The organism is Microbispora hainanensis (genome assembly GCF_036186745.1).
Classification (GTDB): domain Bacteria; phylum Actinomycetota; class Actinomycetes; order Streptosporangiales; family Streptosporangiaceae; genus Microbispora.
Window position 1 is genome coordinate 6840991 of sequence record NZ_CP108086.1, and the last position, 22206, is coordinate 6863196.

19 protein-coding genes are annotated in these 22206 nt (G+C 70.8%); 5 read left to right on the forward strand and 14 right to left on the reverse strand.

All coding sequences use genetic code 11. The features are described 5' to 3' along the window. Nucleotides 1-23: 23 nt before the first annotated feature. Genes scpA through OHB01_RS31510 form a run of 5 tightly spaced genes read right to left on the reverse strand, consistent with a single transcriptional unit; the run spans nucleotide 24 to nucleotide 7468 of the window. Nucleotides 24-2180: a methylmalonyl-CoA mutase gene (scpA, locus tag OHB01_RS31490; protein ID WP_328854394.1), complete on the reverse strand. Its 2157-nt coding sequence runs from the start codon at nucleotides 2178-2180 to the stop codon at nucleotides 24-26. Continuing rightward, entirely contained in the window at nucleotides 2177-3931 is a 1755-nt protein-coding gene (locus tag OHB01_RS31495; RefSeq protein ID WP_328854395.1) for a methylmalonyl-CoA mutase family protein, read from the reverse strand. The genes scpA and OHB01_RS31495 overlap by 4 nt, the downstream gene beginning before the upstream one ends. Beyond that, a complete protein-coding gene (locus OHB01_RS31500; protein ID WP_328855875.1) occupies nucleotides 3928-5679 on the reverse strand; it encodes an acetyl-CoA carboxylase biotin carboxylase subunit in 1752 nt (583 codons plus the stop codon). Before OHB01_RS31500 ends, OHB01_RS31495 begins: the two co-directional genes overlap by 4 nt. 8 nt (nucleotides 5680-5687) lie before the next feature. Further along, nucleotides 5688-5897 carry an acyl-CoA carboxylase subunit epsilon gene (locus OHB01_RS31505; protein WP_147945614.1) on the reverse strand — a complete coding sequence of 70 codons (210 nt, stop codon included), beginning with the start codon at nucleotides 5895-5897 and terminating at the stop codon, nucleotides 5688-5690. Nucleotides 5898-5902: 5 nt separating this feature from the next. Next, nucleotides 5903-7468: an acyl-CoA carboxylase subunit beta gene (locus OHB01_RS31510; RefSeq protein WP_328854396.1), complete on the reverse strand. Its 1566-nt coding sequence runs from the start codon at nucleotides 7466-7468 to the stop codon at nucleotides 5903-5905. Between the two features lie 93 nt (nucleotides 7469-7561). On the opposite strand from OHB01_RS31510, the gene OHB01_RS31515 reads away from it, so the two are divergent. Beyond that, nucleotides 7562-8257, forward strand: coding sequence for a TetR family transcriptional regulator (locus OHB01_RS31515; protein ID WP_147944147.1), 696 nt, complete (start codon nucleotides 7562-7564; stop codon nucleotides 8255-8257). Between the two features lie 114 nt (nucleotides 8258-8371). Here OHB01_RS31515 and OHB01_RS31520 read toward each other — a convergent pair whose 3' ends face one another. The 8 genes from OHB01_RS31520 to OHB01_RS31555 form a co-directional block, all read right to left on the reverse strand. After that, nucleotides 8372-9574 (reverse strand): CaiB/BaiF CoA transferase family protein, encoded by a 1203-nt coding sequence (locus OHB01_RS31520; RefSeq protein ID WP_261985881.1) that lies wholly within the window; start codon nucleotides 9572-9574, stop codon nucleotides 8372-8374. Nucleotides 9575-9597: 23 nt separating this feature from the next. Then, nucleotides 9598-11067 carry an aldehyde dehydrogenase family protein gene (locus OHB01_RS31525; protein ID WP_147944148.1) on the reverse strand — a complete coding sequence of 490 codons (1470 nt, stop codon included), beginning with the start codon at nucleotides 11065-11067 and terminating at the stop codon, nucleotides 9598-9600. Continuing rightward, nucleotides 11064-11546 (reverse strand): MaoC family dehydratase, encoded by a 483-nt coding sequence (locus tag OHB01_RS31530; RefSeq protein WP_147944149.1) that lies wholly within the window; start codon nucleotides 11544-11546, stop codon nucleotides 11064-11066. The genes OHB01_RS31525 and OHB01_RS31530 overlap by 4 nt, the downstream gene beginning before the upstream one ends. A gap of 2 nt (nucleotides 11547-11548) precedes the next feature. Further along, nucleotides 11549-12448, reverse strand: a complete 900-nt coding sequence (locus OHB01_RS31535; protein ID WP_147944150.1) for an HpcH/HpaI aldolase/citrate lyase family protein — start codon at nucleotides 12446-12448, stop codon at nucleotides 11549-11551. Next, entirely contained in the window at nucleotides 12448-13614 is a 1167-nt protein-coding gene (locus OHB01_RS31540) for an acyl-CoA dehydrogenase family protein (protein WP_147944151.1), read from the reverse strand. Before OHB01_RS31540 ends, OHB01_RS31535 begins: the two co-directional genes overlap by 1 nt. A 26-nt stretch (nucleotides 13615-13640) precedes the next feature. Continuing rightward, the gene (locus OHB01_RS31545; RefSeq protein WP_328854397.1) at nucleotides 13641-15284 is read right to left on the reverse strand and encodes an AMP-binding protein; all 1644 of its coding nucleotides are present in this window, start codon (nucleotides 15282-15284) and stop codon (nucleotides 13641-13643) included. A 124-nt stretch (nucleotides 15285-15408) separates the two neighbouring features. Further along, nucleotides 15409-16182 (reverse strand): SDR family NAD(P)-dependent oxidoreductase, encoded by a 774-nt coding sequence (locus tag OHB01_RS31550; protein ID WP_147944153.1) that lies wholly within the window; start codon nucleotides 16180-16182, stop codon nucleotides 15409-15411. A 38-nt stretch (nucleotides 16183-16220) separates the two neighbouring features. Next, a complete protein-coding gene (locus OHB01_RS31555) occupies nucleotides 16221-17381 on the reverse strand; it encodes an acyl-CoA dehydrogenase family protein (RefSeq protein ID WP_147944154.1) in 1161 nt (386 codons plus the stop codon). A 129-nt stretch (nucleotides 17382-17510) separates the two neighbouring features. On the opposite strand from OHB01_RS31555, the gene OHB01_RS31560 reads away from it, so the two are divergent. Genes OHB01_RS31560 through OHB01_RS31575 form a run of 4 tightly spaced genes read left to right on the forward strand, consistent with a single transcriptional unit; the run spans nucleotide 17511 to nucleotide 21318 of the window. Further along, a complete protein-coding gene (locus tag OHB01_RS31560) occupies nucleotides 17511-18695 on the forward strand; it encodes a thiolase family protein (RefSeq protein ID WP_328854398.1) in 1185 nt (394 codons plus the stop codon). Nucleotides 18696-18714: 19 nt separating this feature from the next. After that, nucleotides 18715-19479, forward strand: a complete 765-nt coding sequence (locus OHB01_RS31565) for an SDR family NAD(P)-dependent oxidoreductase (protein WP_147944156.1) — start codon at nucleotides 18715-18717, stop codon at nucleotides 19477-19479. Next, entirely contained in the window at nucleotides 19476-20243 is a 768-nt protein-coding gene (locus OHB01_RS31570; protein WP_328854399.1) for a crotonase/enoyl-CoA hydratase family protein, read from the forward strand. Before OHB01_RS31565 ends, OHB01_RS31570 begins: the two co-directional genes overlap by 4 nt. Before the next feature lie 40 nt (nucleotides 20244-20283). After that, nucleotides 20284-21318: an LLM class flavin-dependent oxidoreductase gene (locus tag OHB01_RS31575; protein WP_147944158.1), complete on the forward strand. Its 1035-nt coding sequence runs from the start codon at nucleotides 20284-20286 to the stop codon at nucleotides 21316-21318. Between the two features lie 245 nt (nucleotides 21319-21563). On the opposite strand, the gene OHB01_RS31580 is transcribed toward OHB01_RS31575, so the two are convergent. Further along, nucleotides 21564-22127: a nuclear transport factor 2 family protein gene (locus tag OHB01_RS31580; RefSeq protein ID WP_147944159.1), complete on the reverse strand. Its 564-nt coding sequence runs from the start codon at nucleotides 22125-22127 to the stop codon at nucleotides 21564-21566. Between the last annotated feature and the right edge of the window lie 79 nt (nucleotides 22128-22206).

Consider the following 22206-nt stretch of genomic DNA (forward strand, 5'->3'; position numbering starts at 1 on the left):
ACCGCGTCCGGCCATCCGGGGTGTCAGACCCCGAGGTCGTGGCCCAGCCCGGCCGACAGCTCGCGCAGCAGATCGAGGGCGGCGTCGGTGACGACGGTGCCGGGGAGGAAGACGGCGGCGACTCCGGCGTCCAGCAGCGTTGGAACGTCGCCGGGCGGGATGACGCCACCCACCACGATCATGATGTCGTCGCCGCCTGCGGCGGCCAGTTCCTCGCGCAGGGCGGGCACCAGCGTGAGGTGCCCGGCGGCCTGCGAGGAGACCCCGACGATGTGCACGTCGGCCTCGACGGCCTGCCGGGCCACCTCGGCGGGGGTCTGGAACAGCGGGCCGACGTCCACGTCGAAGCCGAGGTCGGCGAAGCCGCTCGCGATCACCTTCTGCCCGCGGTCGTGGCCGTCCTGGCCCATCTTCGCCACGAGAATCCGGGGACGCCGTCCCTCGGCCTCGGCGAAGCGGTCGCAGGCCGCCCGGACCGCGTCGGCGCCGCCGCCCATCTCCTGCCGGTACACCCCGGAGATGGTCCGCACGTACGCCTGGTGCCGCCCGAACACCTTCTCCAGCGCGTCGGAGATCTCCCCTACGGTGGCGTGCGCCCGGGCCGCGTCCACCGCGAGGGCGAGCAGGTTGCCGTCCGAGGCCGCCCCCCGGGTGAGCGCGTCCAGCGCGGCGCTTACGGCCTCGGGGTCGCGTTCGGCCCGCAGTCTGCGCAGCCGCTCGATCTGCCGGGCGCGTACGGCGGTGTTGTCGACCTTGAGCACCTCCACCTCCGGCTCGGCATCGGTGCGGTACTTGTTCACGCCGATCACCGGCTGGACGCCGGAGTCGATGCGGGCCTGTGTGCGGGCGGCGGCCTCCTCGATGCGCATCTTGGGCAGCCCGGCCTCGATGGCTTTGGCCATGCCGCCGGCCTGTTCCACCTCGGCGATGTGCTGCCGCGCCTTGCGGACGAGCTGCCGGGTGAGGGTCTCGATGTAGTAGGAGCCGCCCCAGGGGTCGATGACCCTCGTGGTGCCCGACTCGTGCTGGAGCACGAGCTGGGTGTTGCGGGCGATCCGCGCCGAGAAGTCGGTCGGCAGGGCCAGCGCCTCGTCCAGGGCGTTGGTGTGCAGCGACTGGGTGTGCCCCTGTGTGGCCGCCATCGCCTCCAGGCAGGTGCGCACCACGTTGTTGAACACGTCCTGCGCGGTCAGCGACCATCCGGAGGTCTGGCTGTGGGTGCGCAGCGCCAGCGACCTTGGGTCTTGGGCACCGAACTCCTTCACCAGGCCCGCCCACAGCAGCCGGGCGGCGCGGAGCTTGGCCACCTCCATGAAGAAGTTCATGCCGATGCACCAGAAGAACGACAGCCGGGGCGCGAACGCGTCGATGTCGAGCCCGGCGGCGGTCCCGGCCCGCAGATACTCCACCCCGTCGGCCAGCGTGTACGCCAGCTCCAGATCGCAGGTCGCCCCGGCCTCCTGCAGGTGGTAGCCGGAGATGGAGATGGAGTTGAAGCGCGGCATGTGCGCCGAGGTGTAGGCGAAGATGTCGGAGATGATCCGCATCGACGGGCCCGGCGGATAGATATAGGTGTTGCGGACCATGAACTCCTTGAGGATGTCGTTCTGAATGGTCCCGCTGAGCTGCTCCGGCTTCACCCCCTGCTCCTCCGCCGCGACGATGTAGAGCGCCAGGATCGGCAGCACCGCGCCGTTCATCGTCATCGACACCGACATGCGGTCGAGCGGGATGCCGTCGAACAGGACGCGCATGTCGAGGATCGAGTCGATCGCCACGCCGGCCATGCCGACGTCTCCGGCGACGCGGGGGTGATCGGAGTCGTAGCCGCGATGGGTCGCGAGGTCGAACGCGACCGACAGGCCCTTCTGCCCGGCCGCCAGATTGCGCCGGTAGAACGCGTTGGACTCCTCGGCCGTGGAGAACCCGGCGTACTGCCGGATCGTCCACGGCCGCGTCACGTACATCGTCGGGTATGGCCCGCGCACGTACGGCGCGATGCCGGGATAGGTGCGCGGGTCGTACTCGCCGGCCGCCGCCAGCGCCTCCAGGTCGGCGGAGGTGTAGCGCGGCGCGATGGGGATGCCCTCCGGGCTCTCCCACCCGCCGTCCCCGATCTCGGGCGGCGTGTCCGGGCGCGCGGCCCCGGTCAGCGGCACCCCTCGGAAGTCCGGGATCATTCGTCCACCTCCACATCTGCGAGGGTCGTGCGCAGCACCTCGAGCACGTCGCATCCCGCGTACAGATTCGCGTCCACGCCGTCGTAGCGGCCCCTGCCCGCCAGCCAGACCCGGACCGCGCCGGCCGCACGCAGCGCCCGCGCGACGGCGGAGGCGTGCTCGGCGTACAAGGTGTCGCTGGAGCACACGCAGGCCACGGCCGCGCCGCTGACGGCGAACTCCTTCGCGATCGCCTCCGGGTCGGCGGCCGGGCTCGACGTGACCGTCTCGACGCCTCCGGCCTGGAACAGTCCCGCCGCGAACGACACCCGCGCCGCGTGCTCCCCCGCCGGCCCGACGGCGGCGAGGAACACCTTCGGCCGTACGGGCAGCGCCTCGGCCCGGTCGCGCAGGTCCTCGAACTCCTGGGCGTGGCGGACTCTCGGCAGGGCCCCCTCCGGCGGCAGGGGCGCGTGGGCCAGTGCGGGCGGGGCCTCCGACAGGTCCGGGAACTGGCTGACGCCGACGATCGGTGTCTTCCTGCGCGCGATGTCACGCGACCTGCTCTCCCTGGTCTGGGCGATCCTCCGACGCACGAGTCCCGACGCGAGCGCCTCGGCCATCCCGCCCGCCTCCTCGATCTCCTGGAACCACTGCCAGGCCTTCTCCGCGAGGTCGGCGGTGAGGCGCTCGACGTACCAGGACCCGGCCGCCGGGTCGGTCACCCTGGCCACCTGGCCCTCCTCGACCAGCAGGGCGGAGGTGTTGCGGGCGATCCGGCGGGAGAAGCCGTCGGGCAGGCCGAGCGCGTCGTCGAACGGCCGCACGGTCACCGCGTCCGCCCCGCCCACGCCGGCGGCGAAGCACGCCAGCGTGGTGCGCAGCATGTTCGTCCACGGGTCGCGCCGGGTCATCATCGCCGCCGAGGTCACCGCGTGCTGGAACTGGCCGGTCGGGGCGCCGCAGACCTCCGCGATCCGCGCCCACAGCACCCGGGCCGCCCGCAGCTTCGCGAGGGTGGCGAACTGGTCGGCGGTCGCGGCGTACCGGAACTCGAGCTGGCCGAAGGCCTCCCGCAGGCCGAGCCCGTGTGCGGTGAGCGTCCGCAGGTAGGCCAGGCCGGTCGCGATCGAGCAGCCGAGCTCCTCCGCGTCACTGCCCCCCGCCTCGTGGTACGGCGTGGCGTCGGCGACCACGGCGCGCACGCCGGGCAGTTCCTCGGCGCAGCGCCGCGCGAGCGCGGCCGTCTCGGCGAGGCCGGGCGCCACCGAGCCCGGGCGGCTCAGCGGGTCGGACCCGAGGCAGCCCCGCAGCGCCGTGGCCGGGACGCCGCGCCGGGCGGCCAGCGACAGCAGCGCGTCCGCCGCCGCCTCGGTCCGGGTGCCCGCGTCCAGCGTGATCGAGATCCAGTCGAGGCGCACCCCGTCGAGGACCAGAGGCAGCTCCTCCGGGGCGACGGCCACCCAGAGCGAGCCGACGCCGTTCTCCAGGTCGGCGATCACCGCCTCGGGGTCGGCCACCTCGTGCCGCTGCCGGACCTCCCACGGGCCGCCGAGTTCGCGGCCCCCCGACGCGTACGGCGGGAGCCCGGGCAGGCCGGACGTCTCCGGCAGGTCGGTGTTGTCGTGCAGTGAGGCGATGGTGATCCCGTCGTAGGTCGTGCTCGCCAGCACCTGCTCCGGGGAGTCGGTGTCCGTGCCAGAGCGGCGCAGGACCTCCCGCGCCAGCTCGCGCCACTGCTCCCGGGTGGCCGGGGGGAACGCGGCGCTCATGCCGGGTCCTTGATCTCGCAGACGACCGCGCCGGCGGCGACCGTGGCTCCCACCTGCGCGGACATCCCGACCACGGTGCCGGCCTTGTGGGCGGTGAGCGGCTGCTCCATCTTCATGGCTTCCAGTACGACGATCGTGTCGCCGGGCTCGACGGTGTCGCCGTCGGTGACGACGACCTTCACGATCGTGCCCTGCATCGGGCTGACGACCGCGTCCCCGCTCGCCGCCGCCTTCTTCGCCCCGCCCGAACCCGCCCGGCGAGGCGCCGCCTTCTTCGGCTCGGGTCGGCCGGCCGCCCCAAGCCCTGCGGGCAGGACGACCTCCAGGCGCTTGCCACCGACCTCGACCGTGATCCGCTCGCGCTCGGAGTGCTCGGCCGCCTCCACGGCCCCCTCGTACGGCGCGATCGTGTTGTCGAACTCGGTCTCGATCCACCGGGTGTGCACCGTGAACGGCTCGCCGGTGAAGGCGGGGTCGTTCACCACGGCCCGGTGGAACGGCACCACGGTCGGCATTCCGCCGATCTCGAACTCGGCCAGGGCCCGGCGCGACCTCTCCAGCGCCTGCGAACGGGTCGCGCCGGTGACGATCAGCTTGGCCACGAGCGAGTCGAACGCCTGCGGCACGCTCATCCCGGCCTCATAGCCCGCGTCCAGCCGTACGCCGGGGCCGGACGGGACGCGCATCGAGGTGATCGTTCCCGGCGCGGGCAGGAAGCCCCGGCCCGCGTCTTCGGCGTTGATCCGGAACTCGATGGAGTGGCCGCGCAGCTCCGGGTCGTCGTAGCCCAGGGCCTCGCCGTCGGCGATGCGGAACATCTCGCGCACCAGATCGATGCCCGCGACCTCCTCGCTGACCGGGTGCTCGACCTGCAGCCGGGTGTTGACCTCGAGGAAGGAGATCGCGCCGTCCTGGCCGACGAGGAACTCGCACGTGCCCGCGCCGACGTAGCCCGCCTCGCGCAGGATCGCCTTGGAAGAGGAGTAGAGGAGTTCGAGCTGCTCGCCGGTCAGGAACGGGGCCGGGGCCTCCTCCACGAGCTTCTGATGGCGGCGCTGGAGGGAGCAGTCGCGGGTGGAGACCACGACGACGTTGCCGTGGGAGTCGGCCAGGCACTGGGTCTCGACGTGCCGGGGCCTGTCGAGGTAGCGCTCGACGAAGCACTCGCCGCGCCCGAAGGCGGTGACGGCCTCGCGCACGGCCGACTCGTACAGGCCGGGGATCTCCTCCATGGTGCGGGCCACCTTGAGCCCGCGCCCGCCGCCGCCGAACGCCGCCTTGATGGCGATCGGCAGGCCGTGCTGCCGCGCGAAGGCGACGACCTCGTCCACCCCGGAGACGGGATCGGGGGTTCCGGCCACGAGCGGGGCGCCCACGCGCTGCGCGATGTGCCGGGCCTGGACCTTGTCGCCCAGCGCGGTGATCGCCGCAGGCGGCGGGCCGATCCAGATCAGGCCGGCGTCGAGCACGGCCTGGGCGAAGCCGGCGTTCTCGGCGAGGAAGCCATATCCGGGATGGACGGCGTCCGCGCCGGTCTTCCGGGCGACGGAAAGGAGTTTGTCGATGTCGAGGTAGGTCTCGGCCGGGCTCTGCCCGCCGAGTGCGTGCGCCTCGTCGGCCACCCGCACGTGCAACGCGTCCAGATCCTGGTCCGCGTAGACCGCGACGCTGGACAGCCCGGCGTCTGCGCAGGCCCGGGCGATCCGTACGGCGATCTCACCGCGATTGGCGATCAAGACCTTCCGGATTGTTGTGCTCACAGACGACCTCCAAGGCTCCATCTCGACTCCCGCCATCCCTGCGTGCCTGTCGCGAGCGGCCGGCGCATCGCGTGCCGCCGCGCCAGGTCGCGCCAGCCGGACGACACCGGCGGCGCGGCGGGGCCGGTCTGTCGTGCGGTGAGCAGCGCCACCGTCAGGGCGGCCACTTCCTCGGGTGGCGGGGCGCCCTTCATGATCCGGATCATCTCGGTCACAGCGGGATGTTTCCGTGCTTCTTGGGCGGCAGGGCGGCCCGCTTGCCGCGCAGCATCCGCAGCGCGCGGACGACCTCGCGCCGGGTCTCGCGTGGCGCGATCACGGCGTCGACGTACCCGCGTTCGGCCGCCAGGTATGGCGTGGCGAGGGTGTCCTCGTACTCACGCACCAGCTCGGCCCGCAGTGCGTCCGGATCGTCCGATGTGGCAAGCGTCTTGCGGTGCAGGATGTTGACCGCGCCCTGGGCTCCCATCACGGCGATCTGGGCGGTGGGCCAGGCCAGGTTGACGTCCGCGCCGAGGTGCTTGGACCCCATGACGTCGTACGCCCCGCCGTACGCCTTGCGGGTGATGACGGTGACCAGCGGGACGGTCGCCTCGGCGTAGGCGTAGAGCAGCTTGGCGCCACGCCGGATGATGCCGTTCCACTCCTGGTCGGTGCCGGGCAGGAAGCCCGGCACGTCGACGAAGGTCAGCACGGGGATGTTGAAGGCGTCGCAGGCGCGCACGAACCGGGCGGCCTTCTCGGAGGCGGCGATGTCGAGCGTGCCGGCGAAGCTCATCGGCTGGTTGGCGACGACGCCCACCGACCGCCCCTCGACCCGGCCGAAGCCGACGACGATGTTCGGCGCGAACTGCGCCTGCACCTCCAGGAACTCGCCGTCGTCCAGCAGCGCGGCGACGACCTCGTGCATGTCGTACGGCTGGTTGGCCGAGTCGGGGATCAGCGTGTCGAGGGCCCGGTCGCTCTCGTTGATCTCCAGGTCGGCCTCGAACCCGGTGAACGGCGGCTCGTCGAGGTTGTTCTGCGGCAGGTACGACAGCAGGGCCCTGGCGTAGCCGAGCGCGTCGTCCTCGTCCTCGGCGAGGTAGTGGGCGACGCCGGTGCGGCTGTTGTGCACGCGGGCGCCGCCCAGCTCCTCGAAGGTCACCTCCTCGCCGGTCACCGTCTTGATGACGTCGGGGCCGGTGACGAACATGTGGGACGCCTCGTCCACCATGATCGTGAAGTCGGTGAGCGCCGGGGAGTAGACGTGCCCGCCCGCGCAGGCACCCATGACCAGGGAGATCTGCGGGATCACCCCCGAGGCGCGCACGTTGCGCTTGAAGATCTCGCCGTAGAGCCCCAGGGAGACCACGCCTTCCTGGATGCGTGCGCCGGCGCCCTCGTTGATGCCGACGATAGGCGCTCCGATCTTCACCGCCAGGTCCATGACCTTGCGGATCTTCTCGCCGTACACCTCACCCAGGCTGCCGCCGAAGACGCTGAAGTCCTGGGAGAACACGCAGACCGTCCGGCCGTCCACCGTCCCGTACCCGGTGGTCACTCCGTCACCGGGCACACGGGTGCGCTCCATGCCGAAGGACGTGCTGCGGTGCACGGCCAGGGCGTCGAGCTCGACGAACGAGCCGGGGTCGAGCAGCCGCTCGATCCGCTCCCGGGCGGTCAGCTTGCCCCTGGCGTGCTGTTTTGCGGCCGCCCGTTTCTCGCCGGCGCGGATCGCCTCGTCCAGGCGCTCTTCGAGCCGGCTAAGACTACCCGCCGTGCCACGCGGTTCCATCGATCACCACTTCAGGGATATAGGACTGAGTTTCTTTCGGACGATACTTAGTCTCGCCGAGCCGGGACAAGCGGGGTCCGCGACAATGGCCGTATGGCCACACCGTCCATCAGCCGCCGCCTCGCCGAGGCGGCGGTGACCCTGTTCGACGAGAACGGTTACGAAGAGACCACCGTCGACGACATCGCGGCCCGCGCGGGGGTGAGCCGCAGCACCTTCTTCCGCTACTACCGGTCGAAGGAAGACGCGATCTTCCCCGACCACGACGCGCTGCTCACCATGGTCGACGCCCGTCTGCGCGCCTCCACCTCGGACACCGCGCTCGTCGCCGTGTCCGACGCGGTGCGCATCGTGCTCGCGCACTACGTCGAGAACGCCGAGGTGTCGCTGCGCCGCTACAGCCTCGTCCGCCGGGTGCCCGCGCTGCGCGACCGGGAGATCGCCAGCGTCGCCCGCTACCAGCGGCTGTTTCGCGAGTTCATCGGCAAGTGGCTGGCCGGAACCCCCGAAGCCGACCTGCGGGCCGAGCTGATGGCCGCCTCGGTCGTCGCCGCGCACAATCAGGTCCTGCGCGGATGGCTGCGGGCCGGAGGCACCTACGATCCTCTCGGCCCGCTGGACCGCGCCCTCGGCTACGTGATCGCCGCCTTCCGCCATCTGGAACGGCCGGAAGACGGCGGCGACGGCCAGGTGCTGGTGGCGACCTTCAGCAGCTCGGCGACTCCCGAGGCGGTGATGGACGCCATCCGTGCGCATCTGGGCCCCGCCGTCACGCGAAAGCCTCGCTGACGACCACCCGTGGTCACGCCGGCCCGGACCGCGGACCCGGACGAGCCCGCGCCGCGACGTGCGCGCGGCGGACGGCCGTCCCGGGTCCGAGCGGCCAGGTCGGAGCGGCGGAGGTCATCCCGCCGCCCCCGTGAGGGCGTCGAGCTCCGCATCCGACATCTGGAGCCAGTCCCCCAGCACGTCGCGGGTGTGCTCCCCGATGGCCGGGACTCCGTGATAGCGGGGTCCGGCGTATCCGCCGAGGTGCAGAACCGGCCCCGGCATCAGCACGGACCCCAGGATCTCGTTGCCCGTCAGCTCCACCAGCGTCCGCTCCCGGAAGTGGTGGTCGGCGACGATGTCGCTGGCGTCGTTGACGGGGGCCGACACCACCTCGTACTTCTCGAGGATCTCCAGGATCTCCTTCCGCGGGCGGGAGGCGACCCAGGCGACGACCTCCGCCTGGATGGCGTCGTTGTTGGCCATCCGGGCGGCGTTGGTGGCGAACCGCGGGTCCTCGATCAGCTCCGGCCGCCCCATCGCCTCGAACAGCCGCTTGGCGATGCCCTGGTTGGACGCGGCGATGCTCAGCCAGTTTCCGTCGGCGGCCCTGTAGACGCCGCGCGGCGACGCCGAGCCGGTGCCGTTCCCCTCGCGGCCCTGGATCTCCCCCTTGGCCTGATACTTGAGCACCATGTCGCCGAGGATGAACAGCAGCGGCTCGTAGAGCGCGACGTCGACGACCTCGCCCTCACCGGTCCGCTCCCTCCGGTACAGCGCCATCGCCGTGCCCATCGCCGCGGAGATCCCGGCGATGGAGTCGGCGAACCCGAAGGGCGGAGAGGTGGGCGGGGTGTCGGGCCAGCCGTTGATGAAGGCGAACCCGCTCGCCGTCTCGGCGACCGTGCCGAAGCCCGGCCGCTCCCGGTAGGGGCCGGTCTGCCCGAATCCGGACACCCGGGTCAGCACGAGCCCGGGATTGCTCTCCGAGAGCACCTCGTAGCCCAGCCCCCACGCCTCCAGCCGTCCGGGACGGAACGACTCGATGACGACGTCGACCTTCGCCGCCAGGCGGCGCACCACGTCACGGCCCTCGCCGGTCCGCAGGTCGAGCGCCACCGACCGCTTGCCGGCGTTCAACCGGGCGAAACCCAGCGACAGACCGTCCTTCTGCGGCGTCCAGTGCCGCGCGAAGTCGCCGGTCGCGGGGTCTTCGACCTTGACGACCTCGGCGCCGAAGTCGCGCAGCATCCGCCCGGCCGTGGGCGCGGCGTACATCGTGCCCAGTTCGAGCACGCGGACGCCGTCGAGCGGGCCCGTCCTCGTCTGCCCCTTCACCTGCATCTCCTCAAGGCCGTCGCTCAGATGCGCCACTGGATGTGCTTGACCTCGAGGTACTCGCGCACCCCCCACTCGCCCAGCTCCCGGCCCACGCCGGACCGGCCGTACCCGCCGAACGGCGCGTCCGGCCGCATGCTACCGCCGCCGTTGATCCACACGGTGCCGGCCCGGATCTGCTCGGCGACCCGCCGTGCCTCCACCGGGTCGTCGCACCAGACGTTCGCCGCCAGGCCGTACGGCGTGTCGTTGGCGAGGCGGACGGCCTCCTCGGTGTCCTTGAACGGCAGGATCACCGCCACCGGGCCGAAGATCTCCTGCTGCACCGCGCGGGCGTCCGGCGGCAGGTTGCCGAGCAGCACCGGGTTGACGAACCAGCCCTTCTCCGGCAGCGGGCGGGTCACCTCCAGCAGCTTCTTGCCGCCCTCGGCCACCGAACCGTCGATGAAGCCCTGCACCCGGGCCCGGTGGTCCGGGCGGATCATCGGGCCGATGTTGGTCGCGGGGTCCCACGGGTCGCCGACCATCATCTGGTCGAAGGCCGCCGCGCCCGCCTCCAGGAACTCGTCGTACAGGCTCTCGTGGACCAGCAGCCTGGCCAGCGCGGCGCAGCCCTGGCCGGCGTTGCGCGACCACCGCAGGTGCATCTCGACGGCGATCTTCTTCACGTCCACCCCGGGCAGCACGATGTTCGGCGACTTGCCGCCGAGCTCGAGCGTCACGTCCTTGAGGGTGTCGGCGGCCTGGGCCATGATCTGGGCGCCGACCGTGTCGGAACCGGTGAAGGAGACCTTGTCCACGCCGGGGTGCGACGAGAGCCGCTTGCCGACGTCGGCCTGGCCGATGATGACGTTCATGACGCCCGGCGGCAGGTCCGCCTCGCGGATGAGCTCGCCGAGGAAGAGCGTGGTCAGCGGCGTGCGGGGGGAGGGCAGGATCACCACGGTGCAGCCGGCCGCGAGCGCCGCGCCGAACTTGAAGACGGCCAGGTTCAGCGGGTAGTTGTAGCCGGTGATGGCGGCCACCACGCCGACGGGCTCGTAGACCACGTCGCTCATCGTCGGCACCGGGTCGTCCCACCGGCCCAGGTGCTGCGTGCGGTCGATCTTCGCGGCCTCCGCGGCCCACCGCAGGTGCTGCTCCACCGCCATCTTGACCTGGAGGTAGGAGGCCAGGGAGACCGGCGTGCCCACCTCGTTGACGATCGAGGGCAGCAGCCGGTCGGCGGCTGCCTCCAGCACATCGGCGAGGCGGTGGATGTGTCGCGACCGCTCCTCGCCCGACAGCCGCGACCACGGGCCGAAGGCCGCGCGGGCGGCGGCGACGGCCGCGTCCACCTGAGCAGGCGAGGCGCCGCCGACGGTGGCGATGACCTCCTCGGTGGCCGGGTTGTACACGTCCCAGCGCTCGCCCTCCGGCTCCACGAGCTCGTTGTCGATAGTGAGCTGCCGCACCGAGGGGATCCAGTCACGCATGGGGAACTGCTCGGTCATCGCACGCCTTCCTCGTTCTTGTCCGCCTCGACCGGCTTCGTCATCATCAAACCAACCCGTTTGCACAGGCAGACCAGCACGTCGTCCTGGTTGTAACCCCGGTGCTCGAACCACACGACGCCGGAGTCGTTCCGGCTCTTCGACAGCCGCTTGTCCAAAATCGTGGTCTCGGCGCGGAGGGTGTCGCCGTGGAACACCGGGTGCGGGAACTTGATCTCGTCATAGCCGAGGTTGCCGAGCGTCGTGCCCATCGTCAGCTCCGGCACATGGAACGCCCCGATCAGCGCCACGGTGAACAGGCTGTTCATCACCCGCCGCCCGTGGATCGTCGTCTTGGCGAACTCCTCGTCCAGATGCAGCGGCTGCAGGTTCATGGTGAGCGAGGTGAACAGCACGTTGTCCATCTCGGTGACGGTCCGGGTGAACGGGTGTCTGTACGTCCGCCCCACCTCGAACTCTTCGAAATAAAGGCCGCGCATCGTCATCCTTCCTCTCGGTCCGCCGGCTCGCGGTGCACGCGGGCGCCTTCCAGCCAGAGGAGCGCCTTGTCGTAGTGGGCCTTGTCGATGTGCAGCCCCCGGTAGCGCAGCGCGCCGCTCCCCTCGCGCGCCGCCTGCTCGTACGCGGCCACCATGCCCTCGTAGAACGCGATCTCCTCGTCCGAGGCCGAGAAGACGGTGTTGAGCACCGGCACGTGGCTCGGGTGGATCGCGATCATGCCGCGGAAGCCGAGCCTGCGGCCCTCGCGGGCGAACTTCTCCAGGCCCTCGAGATCGTCGATCCGCTCCCACAGCCCGGTCAGCGCGTGCAGCCCCGCGCCCCGGCAGGCGAGCAGGACACGGCTGCGCAGGTACAGCGTCTCCAGGCCCTCGGGCGTCCACTCGAAGCCCACCTCGCGGGCGATGTCCGCGTGCTCGGCGGTAGGCCCGATCATCGCGCCGACGCGCGGCGAGGCCGACGCGATCTCCGCGCAGTTCTGGATCGCCTTGACGGTCTCGACGGGCACGATGTATTCGAGCCCGCTCACGCCGTTGCGGTGCTCGAAGTGATCGAGGAGCGCGTCGTACCTGAGCACGTCCGTCGCCTCCTCGATCTTCGGTGCGAAGACAACGTCCAGTCCGGGGACGACGACCGCCTCGAGGTCGGCCCCGGTGAGCCCGGTGGGCAGGCCGTTGACCCGTACCCCGATGCCCACCGACTCGTCGAGCGACCGCAGATACCGGATCGACGTGGCCACGGTTTCCCGGGCCGCGGCCTTCTCCTCGGCCGGGACCGAGTCCTCCAGGTCGAGGATGATCGCGTCGGCGCCGGCCTTGAGCGCCTTCTCCGCCCAGGCGGGCTTGTGCCCGGGGACGAAGAGGATGGAACGGTACGGCCGCATCAGTAGCTCCTCGGCAGGCCGAGCACGTGCTCGGCCAGGTAGCTGAGCACCATCTCCTGGCTGATCGGGGCGATGCGCATCAGCCGGGCCTCACGGAAGTACCGCTCCACGTGATACTCCTTGCTGTAGCCGTAGCCGCCGTGCACGGAGATCGCGACGTCCGCGGCGTGGAAGCCCGCCTCTGCGGCCAGATACTTCGCCTCGTTCGCCTGCTCGCCCGGCGAGTGGCCGTTGTCGATGAGCCAGGCCGCCTTCTGGCACATCAGCTCGGCCGCGTCGAGCCGCATCTTGGCCTCGGCGAGCTGGAAGGCGATGCCCTGGTTCTGCCCGATCGGACGGCCGAAGACCTTGCGCGTCTTCGCGTACTCCGTGGCACGCCGCAGCGCCGCCTTGCCCAGGCCGAGCGAGGCGTTCGCCGAAATCACCCGCTCGGCGTTGAGCCCCGCGAGGATCGCCTTGAAGCCCTTGCCCACCTCGCCGATGACGTCCTCGTCAGGGACGAACAGGTCGTCGATGAACAACTCGTTGGTGTCGACCGCGTTGCGCCCCATCTTGGGGATCCTGCGGATCGTGACTCGCTCGCGGTCCAGCGGGGCGAAGAACAGCGTGATGCCGTCGGTCTTCTTCGCCGACTCCTCCCGCCGTGCCGTACGGCACAGCAGGAACATCCGCTCCGCCTCCAGCGCCTTGCTGATGAACACCTTCTTGCCCGACACGAGCCAGCCGCCGTCCACCTTCCGGGCGAAGGTGGAGATGTTGGTGGTGTCGGTCCCGGCGTCGGGCTCGGTCACCGCGAAGCACACGTGCAGGTCGCCCGACACGGCCCGGGGCAGGAAACGCCGCTTGAGGTCATCGCTGCCGTACTTGATCAGCGGTTCGAAGCCGAAGATCCCGATGTGCACCGAGGTGCATCCGCCCATCCCGGCGCCGGAGGCGGAGATCTCCTGCTCCACGATCGCCGCCTCGGTCACGCCGAGGCCGCCGCCGCCGTACTCCGCGGGGATCGTCAGACCGAGCCAGCCGGCCTTGGCGACGGCGTCGTAGAACTCCCAGGGGAATTCCTTGGTCTCGTCGTGCTCCATCCAGTATTCGTCCGGGAAGTCGGAGCAGAGCTTGCGCACCGCCTGCCGGATCTCCTCATGCAGGGAATCGGGCTCGAAGTCCATCAGGTGGTCCAATCCTTCCGAGTGGGTCAGTGGCGGCCGAGCGCGGTGCGGTCATGGGTCGCGGAGGTGACGCCCTCGTCGCGGAGCGCGGCCTTGCGCACCTTCTCCGACGGCGTCTTGGGCAGGGCGTCGACGAACCGGATGAACCGGGGCACCGCGAAGGCGGGGATCTTGCCCTCGCAGAAGCTCCAGATCTCCGCGGCATCGACCGGGCGGGAGGTGACGATGACGGCCATCACCTCGTCCTCCCCCGCCTCGATGCCGGCCGCGACACCGATCACCGCGCACTCGAGCACCGCGTCGTGCTGGAGGATCGCCTGCTCGACCTCGTAGGAGCTGATGTTCTCGCCGCGCCGGCGCAGCGCGTCCTTGTAGCGGTCGACGAAGTAGAACCACCCGTCGGCGTCCTTGCGCAGCGCGTCGCCGGTGTGGAACCACAGGTTCCGCCACGCCTCGACGGTCTTGTCGGGCATCCCGTAGTAGCCCATGCTGCACGTCCAGGGGTGCTTCGGGCGGACCACCAGCTCGCCGACCTCGCCCACCGGGACCTCCTCGTCGGTCTCCGGGTCGACCAGCCGGATGTCGAACCAATCGGCCGCCTGCAGACCGGCGGCGCCGGGCGGACGCTCCTCGCCGTACGGCGACAGGATCGGGGCCGAGGTCTCGGTGAGGCCGAAGACCTCGACGAACGCCTCGATGCCGAAGCGGTCCTTGAACTCCCGCAGGATGGACGAGGCGGTCGGCGCGGCGAAGACGGCGCGGAGCCTGTTGTCCCGGTCCTCGTCCCTCGGCGGCTGCTTCCAGACGAAGTCCATCATCACGCCGAGCAGGTTGGTCACCGTGACGTCGTGTTCCCGCAGGTGGTCGATCCAGCGGCTCGCGCTGAACTTGGGCCGGACCACGAGGCGGGCGCCGGCGATCATCGCGGGGTAGGCCGCCATGAACTGGGCGTTGCCGTGGAACAGCGGGGTGCAGGTGAAGTAGGTGTCCTCAGCGGTCAGCCGGGTGAGGGAGACCACCTCGTCGCCGAAGAAGTACATCTGCGCGTGCGGCATCGCCACGCCCTTGGAGGGCCCGGTCGTGCCCGACGTGAAGAAGATCGACGCCAGGTCGCTGGGGGCCGGCTCCTCCCCCGCCTTCGGCGTCGCCTCCTCGAACGCGTTCCACGACTCGGCGGCCCAGCCGTTGCCGCGGAGGATCTCCAGCGCCGCGTCGGCCCGGCCCGTGTCGACCACCCAGAACTTCTCGATCGACGCGACGTGCTCTCGGATGGCGGCGAACCGCTCGGCGAAGACGTCGTCGATGACGGCCCACCGCGGCCCCACCGTCATGCTCTGGTGCCGCAGAAACTCACCCTCGTACGCCGTGTTGATCGGCACCTCCACCAGGCCGGCCACCGCGCTGCCCAGCCAGGTGCGGATGAACTGGGAGGAGTTGGCCGCCATGATCAGCACACGGTCTCCCGTGGACGCGCCGGCCGCGAGGAACCCGCCCGAGACGCGCTCGGCGGCCTCGAGCATCTCGGCGTAGGTCCACTGCCGCCCCTCCTCGGGCGCGATCAGGAACGTGGCGTCCGGGCGACACGACGCCTGATGCCGCAGGACCTTGGGCGAGGTCCACGAACCGGTGTCCGCGAAGGTCGGCTTGAGATCGGTGTACGTGCGGGTCATCGCGGCAGAGCCTCCAACGACGGTGCGGGGGCCGGGTGACCCCGGCACGGGAAGGTACGAATCGGGGGCCGGCCGGCCGGGCGACGGCGGACGGGCGGTCCGGGACGGACGGTCGGCGCTGGTGTCACTTGGCCGTCAGGCCGCCGTCGATCGGGACCGTGATCCCGGTGACGAAGCTGGCGTCGTCGCTGGCCAGGAAGGCGACGACCGAGGCGATCTCCTCCGGCTGGGCGCCGCGGCCGAGCGGTATGCCCGCCACGAACTCCTTGGTGAGCGCCGACACGTCCGCACCGCGCTCCCGGCCGAAGAAGGAGGCGAGCATCGGCGTGTGCACGGTGCCGGGGGCGATGCAGTTGACCCGGATGCCGTCGGGGGCGCCCACCAGCGCCAGCGCGCGGGTGAACCCGACGAGGGCCGACTTCGTCAGCGAGTAGATGGGGCTGAAGGGCGAGCCGACCAGCGCCGACGTCGAGGCCGTCATCGTGATGGAGGCCTTCTTGTCCGCCCGCTTCAGCAGGTCGAACGCCAGCGTGGCGCTGTAGAAGACGCTCTTGACGTTGACGTCGATGTTGCGCTGGAACTCCTCCTCCGAGACGTCCAGGCCCCCGGCGCCGGGCATGCCGACCTGGTTGTGCACGATGTGCAGGACGCCTTCCTCCGCCTCGATCCGCGCGTAGAGCGCGCGAAGCTCCGCGACGCTGGTCGCGTCGACCTGGGCGGGCACGGCCCTGCCGCCCCGCTGCTCGATCTCCTTGGCCACCGCCTCCGCTGCCTCGCCGCTGAGGTCGGCGACGTAGACCTTCACGCCCTCCTCGGCGAGCCGGTGGCCGATGGCCCGGCCCATGCCGGATCCGCCGCCGATCACCACGCCGATCCGGCCGTCAAGTCGTGAGGACATTCGCACTCCTAAAAAGGGTTGGGATTGTCGGGCTGAAGTCAGCTCCGCTGGTTGAAACCGCGGCCCAGCAGCTCGGAGACGATCCGGATGCGCTGCATGGTGGGCGTGCCGCCGGCGAGCGCCCATCCGTGCGCGTCCCGGTGCATCCGCTCGATGCCGTACTCCTCGGTGTAGCCGTTCCCCCCATGGAGTTGCATGGCGAGATCGGTGACGCGCTTGGCCATCTCGTTGGCCGTGCACTTGGCGAGCGAGACCTCAAGGGGGTTCGGCAGGCCGTCGCCGGCGTTCTCGACGGCCCGCCGGATGAGCTGCCTGGCCGCCTCCACCTGCAGCAGCATGTCGGCCAGCGCCATCTGGATGCTCTGAAACTCGATCAGAGGCTTGCCGAACTGCTCCCGCTCCTGCACGTAGGCGATGCTGCGGTCGAGGGCGGCCTGGCCGAGGGCGAGGCTCATCGTCGCGTTGCCGAGACGCTCGATGGAGAAGGCGGTGAACAGCTTGCGGAAGCCGCCCGGGCCGATCAGCAGGTTCTCCACCGGCACCTGCACGTCGTCGAAGATCACATCGGCGGACGGAATGCCGCGGAACCCCATCAGCCGCTCGCGCTTGCCGAAGCTGACCCCGGGGGTGTCCGCGTCCACGATGACGGCTCCGATGCCCTTGGCGCCCGACTCGTCGCTCATGCGGGCGTACACCAGGTAGTGGTCGGCCTCGCTGCCGTTGGAGATCCATCGCTTGAGGCCGTTGATCGTGAGCGTTCCGCCCGATTTGGTGGCCCGGGTCGTCATGTCGGTCGCGGCCGAGCCGGCGTCGGGCTCGGAGATCGCCACCGCCATGGTGGCGTCGCCGCTGATGATCCCGGGAAGGTAGCGCTGCCGCTGCTCCTCCGCGCCGAGGAGGTTGATCACCTGAGCGGGGCCGGTGTTGGCTTCGAAGACCTGGAACGCGGCCGGCCTGCACTCCTTGGCCAGCTCCTCCACGACGATCAGGGCCTCCTTCAGCGAAGCCCCCGCGCCGCCGAAGCGCTCCGGCAGGGCGATGCCGAGATATCCCAGGCTCCCCAGATAGCGTCGCTCGTCGTGCGGAAACGGGGTGCGATTCAGATCCCATTCCTCCGCCCGCGGCGCGTAGCGCTCTTTGGCCACCTGAGCGGCCGACTCGCGTAGCGCTCGCTGCTCCTCGCTTTCCCCATCGGGCATTCGAGCGATCATCAAGACCCCCTTCTCACGTCTTATCTATGATATTGGTTCACATGGATTATTCGTCAAGCCTCGACCTGGCCACAGTGACACTGTATATGGTAATCATATACATAGATAGGAGGCGCTGTGCCAACTGCCGTGATCATCGACGCCGTCCGGTCCCCCATGGGCCGCGGCAAGCAGTCCGGGGCCCTGGCCGGGATTCACCCCGTCGACCTCCTCGCACAGGTGCTGTCGGCCCTCGTGGAGCGCCAGGGCGTCGACCCCGGCCTGATCGACGACGTCCTGGTGGGGTGCGTGGGCCAGGCGGGCGAGCAGTCGGCCACCCCCGGACGCCAGGCCCTGCTCGCCGCCGGGTTCCCTGAGCACGTGCCGTCCGTGACCATCGAGCGCAAGTGCGGCTCCGGCCAGCAGGCGATCGACTTCGCCGTCCAGGGCGTCGTCGCGGGGGCGTACGACATGGTGATCGCGGCCGGGGTCGAATCGATGAGCAGGGTCCCCATGGGTTCGGCCCGCATGGGCCAGGACCCCCTCGGCGTGGGAGTGCGGGCCCGCTATCCCCTGCTCGTGCCGCAGGGCCTGTCCGCGGAGCTCGTGGCCGACAAGTGGTCCCTGTCGCGGGCACGGCTCGACGAGTACGCCGCCCGATCGCACGCGCTGGCCGCGCGGGCCGCGCGCACCGGCGGCTTCGGCGACGAGATCGTCCCGATCACGCTGCCGGATGGCGGCGTCGTGGACCGCGACGAGACGATCCGGCCGGACACGACCCCGGAACGGCTGGCCGCCCTGGCTCCGGCCTTCGCGAAGAGCCCCGATGCGGCCCACTTCCCCGACCTGGAGTTCAAGATCACGGCGGGCAACTCGTCCCAGATCACCGACGGCGCGAGCGCGCTGTTGATCACCAGCGAGGAGCGCGCCAGGCAGCTCGGCCTGCGACCCCGGGCCCGCATCGTGGCGTCCGCCGTCTGCGGTGACGACCCGTTGCTGATGCTGACCGGGCCGATCGCCGCCACCGCCAAGGTGCTCGCCCGCGCCGGGCTGTCGATTCACGACATCGACGCCGCCGAGGTCAACGAGGCGTTCGCGAGCGTGCCCCTCGCCTGGCGGGCCGAGCACCCGATCGACGAGGCCAAGCTCAACCCGCGCGGCGGCGCGATCGCCCTGGGACACCCGCTGGGCGCCTCCGGCTGCCGCCTGATGACGACCATGATCAACCACCTCGAGCAGAGCGGCGGGCGGCTCGGGCTGCAGGCGATGTGCGAGGCGGGCGGCATGGCCAACGCCTCGATCGTCGAGATCCTGCCCCACTGATCGTCGAGAAAGGATCCCCATGAATCTCGCCAACAGTTCGGCCGTCGTGACCGGAGGCGCCTCCGGTCTCGGCCTGGCCACGGTGCGGCGGCTGACGAAGGCCGGTGTCTTCGTCGTCATCGCCGACCTGCCGACCTCGGCGGGCACCGAGGTCGCCGCCGGGTTCGACGGGCAGGCGGCCTTCGTCCCCGCCGACGTGACCGACCCCGAGGCGCTGTCGGCCGCCTTCGACAAGGCCGAGGAGCACGGCCCGCTGCGTACGCTGGTGCACTGCGCCGGCCGCGGCGCCACGGTGCGGGTGGTCGAACGCGACGGCAACCCCGGCTCGCTGGAGGTCTATGAGAACATCGTCCGGATCAACCTCGTCGGGACCTTCAACGCGCTGCGGCTCGCGGCGGCGCGGATGGTCGCGAACGAGCCGGTCGACGGCGAGCGAGGGGTCTGCGTGCTCACCGCGTCGGTCGCGGCGTGGGAAGGCCAGATCGGGCAGATCCCGTACGCCTCCGCCAAGGCCGGGGTGGTCGGCATGACCCTGGTGGCCGCCCGCGACCTCGCCCGCAAGCTCGTCCGGGTGAACACCATCGCCCCCGGCGTCTTCGACACCCCGATCATGAGCAGGCACCCGCAGGAGGTGAAGGACCGGCTCGCCGCCTCGACGCCGCACCCCGCCCGGCTCGGCCAGCCGGACGAGTTCGCGGCCCTCGCCCTGCACATCCTGGAGAACCCGATGCTGAACGGCGAGACCATCCGGCTCGACGGCGCGATCAGGATGCAGGCGCGATGAGCGAGCAGCCGGTCCTCACCGAGCGGCGCGGCAACGTCCTCGTCGTCACGATCAACCGCCCCGCCGCGCGCAACGCGATCAACACCGCCGCCGCCGAGGCGATCGCCGCGGCCATGGCGCGCCTCGACGAAGAGCCCACCCTGTTCGCTAGCGTGATCACCGGGGCGGGCGGCACGTTCTGCGCCGGCATGGACCTCAAGGCGTTCCTCGCCGGCGAGCGCCCCTCCGTCCCGGTGCGCGGGTTCGCCGGCATCGTGGAGTCGCCGCCGGACAAGCCGATCATCGCCGCCGTCGAAGGGTACGCGCTGGCGGGCGGCTTCGAGATCGCCCTCGCGTGCGACCTCATCGTCGCCGCGGAGAACGCCAAATTCGGGCTGCCGGAGGTGAAGCGCAGCCTGGTCGCGGGCGGCGGCGGTCTCATGCGGCTGTCGGAGCGCATCCCCTACTACAAGGCGATGGAATGGGCCCTCACCGGTGACCTCGTCGACGCGGCCCGCGCCGACGAGGCCGGTCTGATCAACCGGCTCGTCCCCGCCGGGCAGGCGCTGGAGGCCGCGCTCGAACTGGCCGGCCGCATCGCGGCCAACGGGCCGCTGGCCGTACGCGCCAGCAAGCAGATCATCATGAAGGCCCGCGACTGGGACTCGTCCGTCGCCTTCGACGAGCAGCGTAAGCTCTCCGAGCCGGTGCGCTCCTCGGAGGACGCCCGTGAGGGTGCCCGGGCCTTCACCGAGAAGCGAGCGCCGCGGTGGCGCGGACGTTGACCAACTCCTCCTTGCATCGGACATCTGAGAGGCGTGTGACATGGAGTTCGGCATCCTCATGGGCGACGAGCGGGTCGAGGTGCCTCCGCGCGAGCACCTCGACCTGCTGCTGCGCGTGGCCGAGGCCGCGCAGCGCAACGGCTTCACCTATCTGACGATCGGGCAGCACTTCCTGTACGACGGCTACCGGTGGATGCAGCCGGTGCCCCTGCTGTCCCGGCTGTCGGCCGAGCTCGACGAGGGCGTGCGGCTCGGGACGAGCATCATCATCGGCCCGCTTTACCACCCGATCATGCTGGCCGAGGAGCTGGCCACACTCGACATCCTGACCGGCGGCAGGCTCGTGGTCGCGGTCGGCACCGGCTACCTGCCGCACGAGTACGAGCGGATGGGCGTGCCCTTCAAGGAGCGCTACCAGCGCCTGGAGGAGTCGCTCAACCTCCTGCGGCAGCTCTGGTCGCAGGACCGGGTGACGTTCTCCGGCAAGTTCTGGCAGATCGAGGACGCGCCGGTGCACATCAAGCCGCTGCAGCAGCCGGCTCCGCCGATCTGGCTGGGCGCGCAGAAGGAGTTCGGCGTGCGCCGCGCCGCGAGGCTGGGCGAGACGTGGACGGTGACGCCGCAGCAGACGGTTGAGCAGACCGACGCGCTCGCCCGGGTGTTCGCCGCCGAGCGCAACGCCCTCGGGCTGCCGCTCAACCAGCTTCCGCTGCGCCGCGAGCTGATGATCGGCGCGGACCGCGACGACGCGCTGAACCGCTTCGCCGCCGTCGCCCGCGGCAAGTACGAGGCGTACGCCGACCGGGGCATGCAGGCCCTGTCGCAGGAGCAGGTGCGGGCGCGGTTCAACGCCACCGTCCAGGACCACGTGATCCTGGGTGACGCGGAGGAGTGCCGGCAGCAGATCCGCGAGGTGGCCCAGCGGCTGCCGATCGGGCCGCTGCTGGTGCGCCCGCACTGGCCCGGCATGTCGGCCGACGAGGCCGTGGCCTGGCTCGACGAGGTCGGCCGGGAGATCGTCGAGCCGCTGCGCGAGGTGCAGCCGGTGAAGTTCGCCGACTTCCTCAACCCTTGACCAGACGTGCCCGGGCGGCTGCTTGGCCGTCCTCAGGGGCGGCAGCGGGTTGCTCTGGGCCGCCGCGCCGGGCATGCGGGCGAGGGCGTCCGATCGTCGTGGACGCCCTCGCCCGTCGTTTTCCGCAACCCTGCGCGAAAAACCTGCGTAAAACGCCGCCGCCCCGTGCGACGTGCCGGGGCGAGGTCGTACGGGGCGGATTCGGCCGCTGGAACGTTCTACAGGCGGACGCTGACGCGTAGTTCCTACACGTAGTCCCTGAGGAACGAGTTGCCCGACTCGGAGTACAGGACCTCCGGCCAGTCGGCCGGGCGGCGGTCGCCGTACGCCCGCATGCTGTCGCGGTCACCCAGCCCCCCAGGGAGTTCGGCGATGGGCATGTAGTACATGTACGACATCAGGCGATCCGCGAAGCGCCACTTGCCGTCCACGCGGCGATAGACGTCCTTGTATCTGAGCGCGACCTGCATGGCGACGCCGTCCCGGGTCACCTCCGCGTGCGAGGCGAGGAGCCCGGTCGCCATGTCGGGGTCGTTCGCGTCGAAGCGGATCACGTGACCGTGCGAGAAGTGGTTCGTGGGCCCGAGCGCGGCGAAGCGGCCGAGGTAGGTCTTCACGATTTCCTCGATGCCCTCCGCGGCGAAGACGCCGTCCTGTGAGCGGAGCGTCGCGTCCTCGCAGAAGATCTGCCGGATGCCCTCCTCGTCGCGCTCGTCCATGATGAAGCCGTACAGCACGGCCAGCTCCTCGATCGCCTTGCGGTCCTCGAGCCGCCTGACGCGGTCCTCCAGGGAACTCACTGCCGACATCACTCACTCCTTCACGAGATGGGGTCCTGGACGGGTCGCCGGGTCATGCTGGATCGCGGGCCACGGGGCGGCGCGGGCG

Bases quoted from the DNA above. Each gene is read 5' to 3' on its own strand.
- scpA (WP_328854394.1), bottom strand. From the start codon at position 2,180: ATGATCCCGGACTTCCGAGGGGTGCCGCTGACCGGGGCCGCGCGCCCG.
- OHB01_RS31495 (WP_328854395.1), bottom strand. From the start codon at position 3,931: ATGAGCGCCGCGTTCCCCCCGGCCACCCGGGAGCAGTGGCGCGAGCTG.
- OHB01_RS31505 (WP_147945614.1), bottom strand. From the start codon at position 5,897: ATGATCCGGATCATGAAGGGCGCCCCGCCACCCGAGGAAGTGGCCGCC.
- OHB01_RS31510 (WP_328854396.1), bottom strand. From the start codon at position 7,468: ATGGAACCGCGTGGCACGGCGGGTAGTCTTAGCCGGCTCGAAGAGCGC.
- OHB01_RS31515 (WP_147944147.1), top strand. From the start codon at position 7,562: ATGGCCACACCGTCCATCAGCCGCCGCCTCGCCGAGGCGGCGGTGACC.
- OHB01_RS31525 (WP_147944148.1), bottom strand. From the start codon at position 11,067: ATGACCGAGCAGTTCCCCATGCGTGACTGGATCCCCTCGGTGCGGCAG.
- OHB01_RS31530 (WP_147944149.1), bottom strand. From the start codon at position 11,546: ATGCGCGGCCTTTATTTCGAAGAGTTCGAGGTGGGGCGGACGTACAGA.
- OHB01_RS31535 (WP_147944150.1), bottom strand. From the start codon at position 12,448: ATGCGGCCGTACCGTTCCATCCTCTTCGTCCCCGGGCACAAGCCCGCC.
- OHB01_RS31540 (WP_147944151.1), bottom strand. From the start codon at position 13,614: ATGGACTTCGAGCCCGATTCCCTGCATGAGGAGATCCGGCAGGCGGTG.
- OHB01_RS31545 (WP_328854397.1), bottom strand. From the start codon at position 15,284: ATGACCCGCACGTACACCGATCTCAAGCCGACCTTCGCGGACACCGGT.
- OHB01_RS31550 (WP_147944153.1), bottom strand. From the start codon at position 16,182: ATGTCCTCACGACTTGACGGCCGGATCGGCGTGGTGATCGGCGGCGGA.
- OHB01_RS31555 (WP_147944154.1), bottom strand. From the start codon at position 17,381: ATGCCCGATGGGGAAAGCGAGGAGCAGCGAGCGCTACGCGAGTCGGCC.
- OHB01_RS31565 (WP_147944156.1), top strand. From the start codon at position 18,715: ATGAATCTCGCCAACAGTTCGGCCGTCGTGACCGGAGGCGCCTCCGGT.
- OHB01_RS31570 (WP_328854399.1), top strand. From the start codon at position 19,476: ATGAGCGAGCAGCCGGTCCTCACCGAGCGGCGCGGCAACGTCCTCGTC.
- OHB01_RS31575 (WP_147944158.1), top strand. From the start codon at position 20,284: ATGGAGTTCGGCATCCTCATGGGCGACGAGCGGGTCGAGGTGCCTCCG.
- OHB01_RS31580 (WP_147944159.1), bottom strand. From the start codon at position 22,127: ATGTCGGCAGTGAGTTCCCTGGAGGACCGCGTCAGGCGGCTCGAGGAC.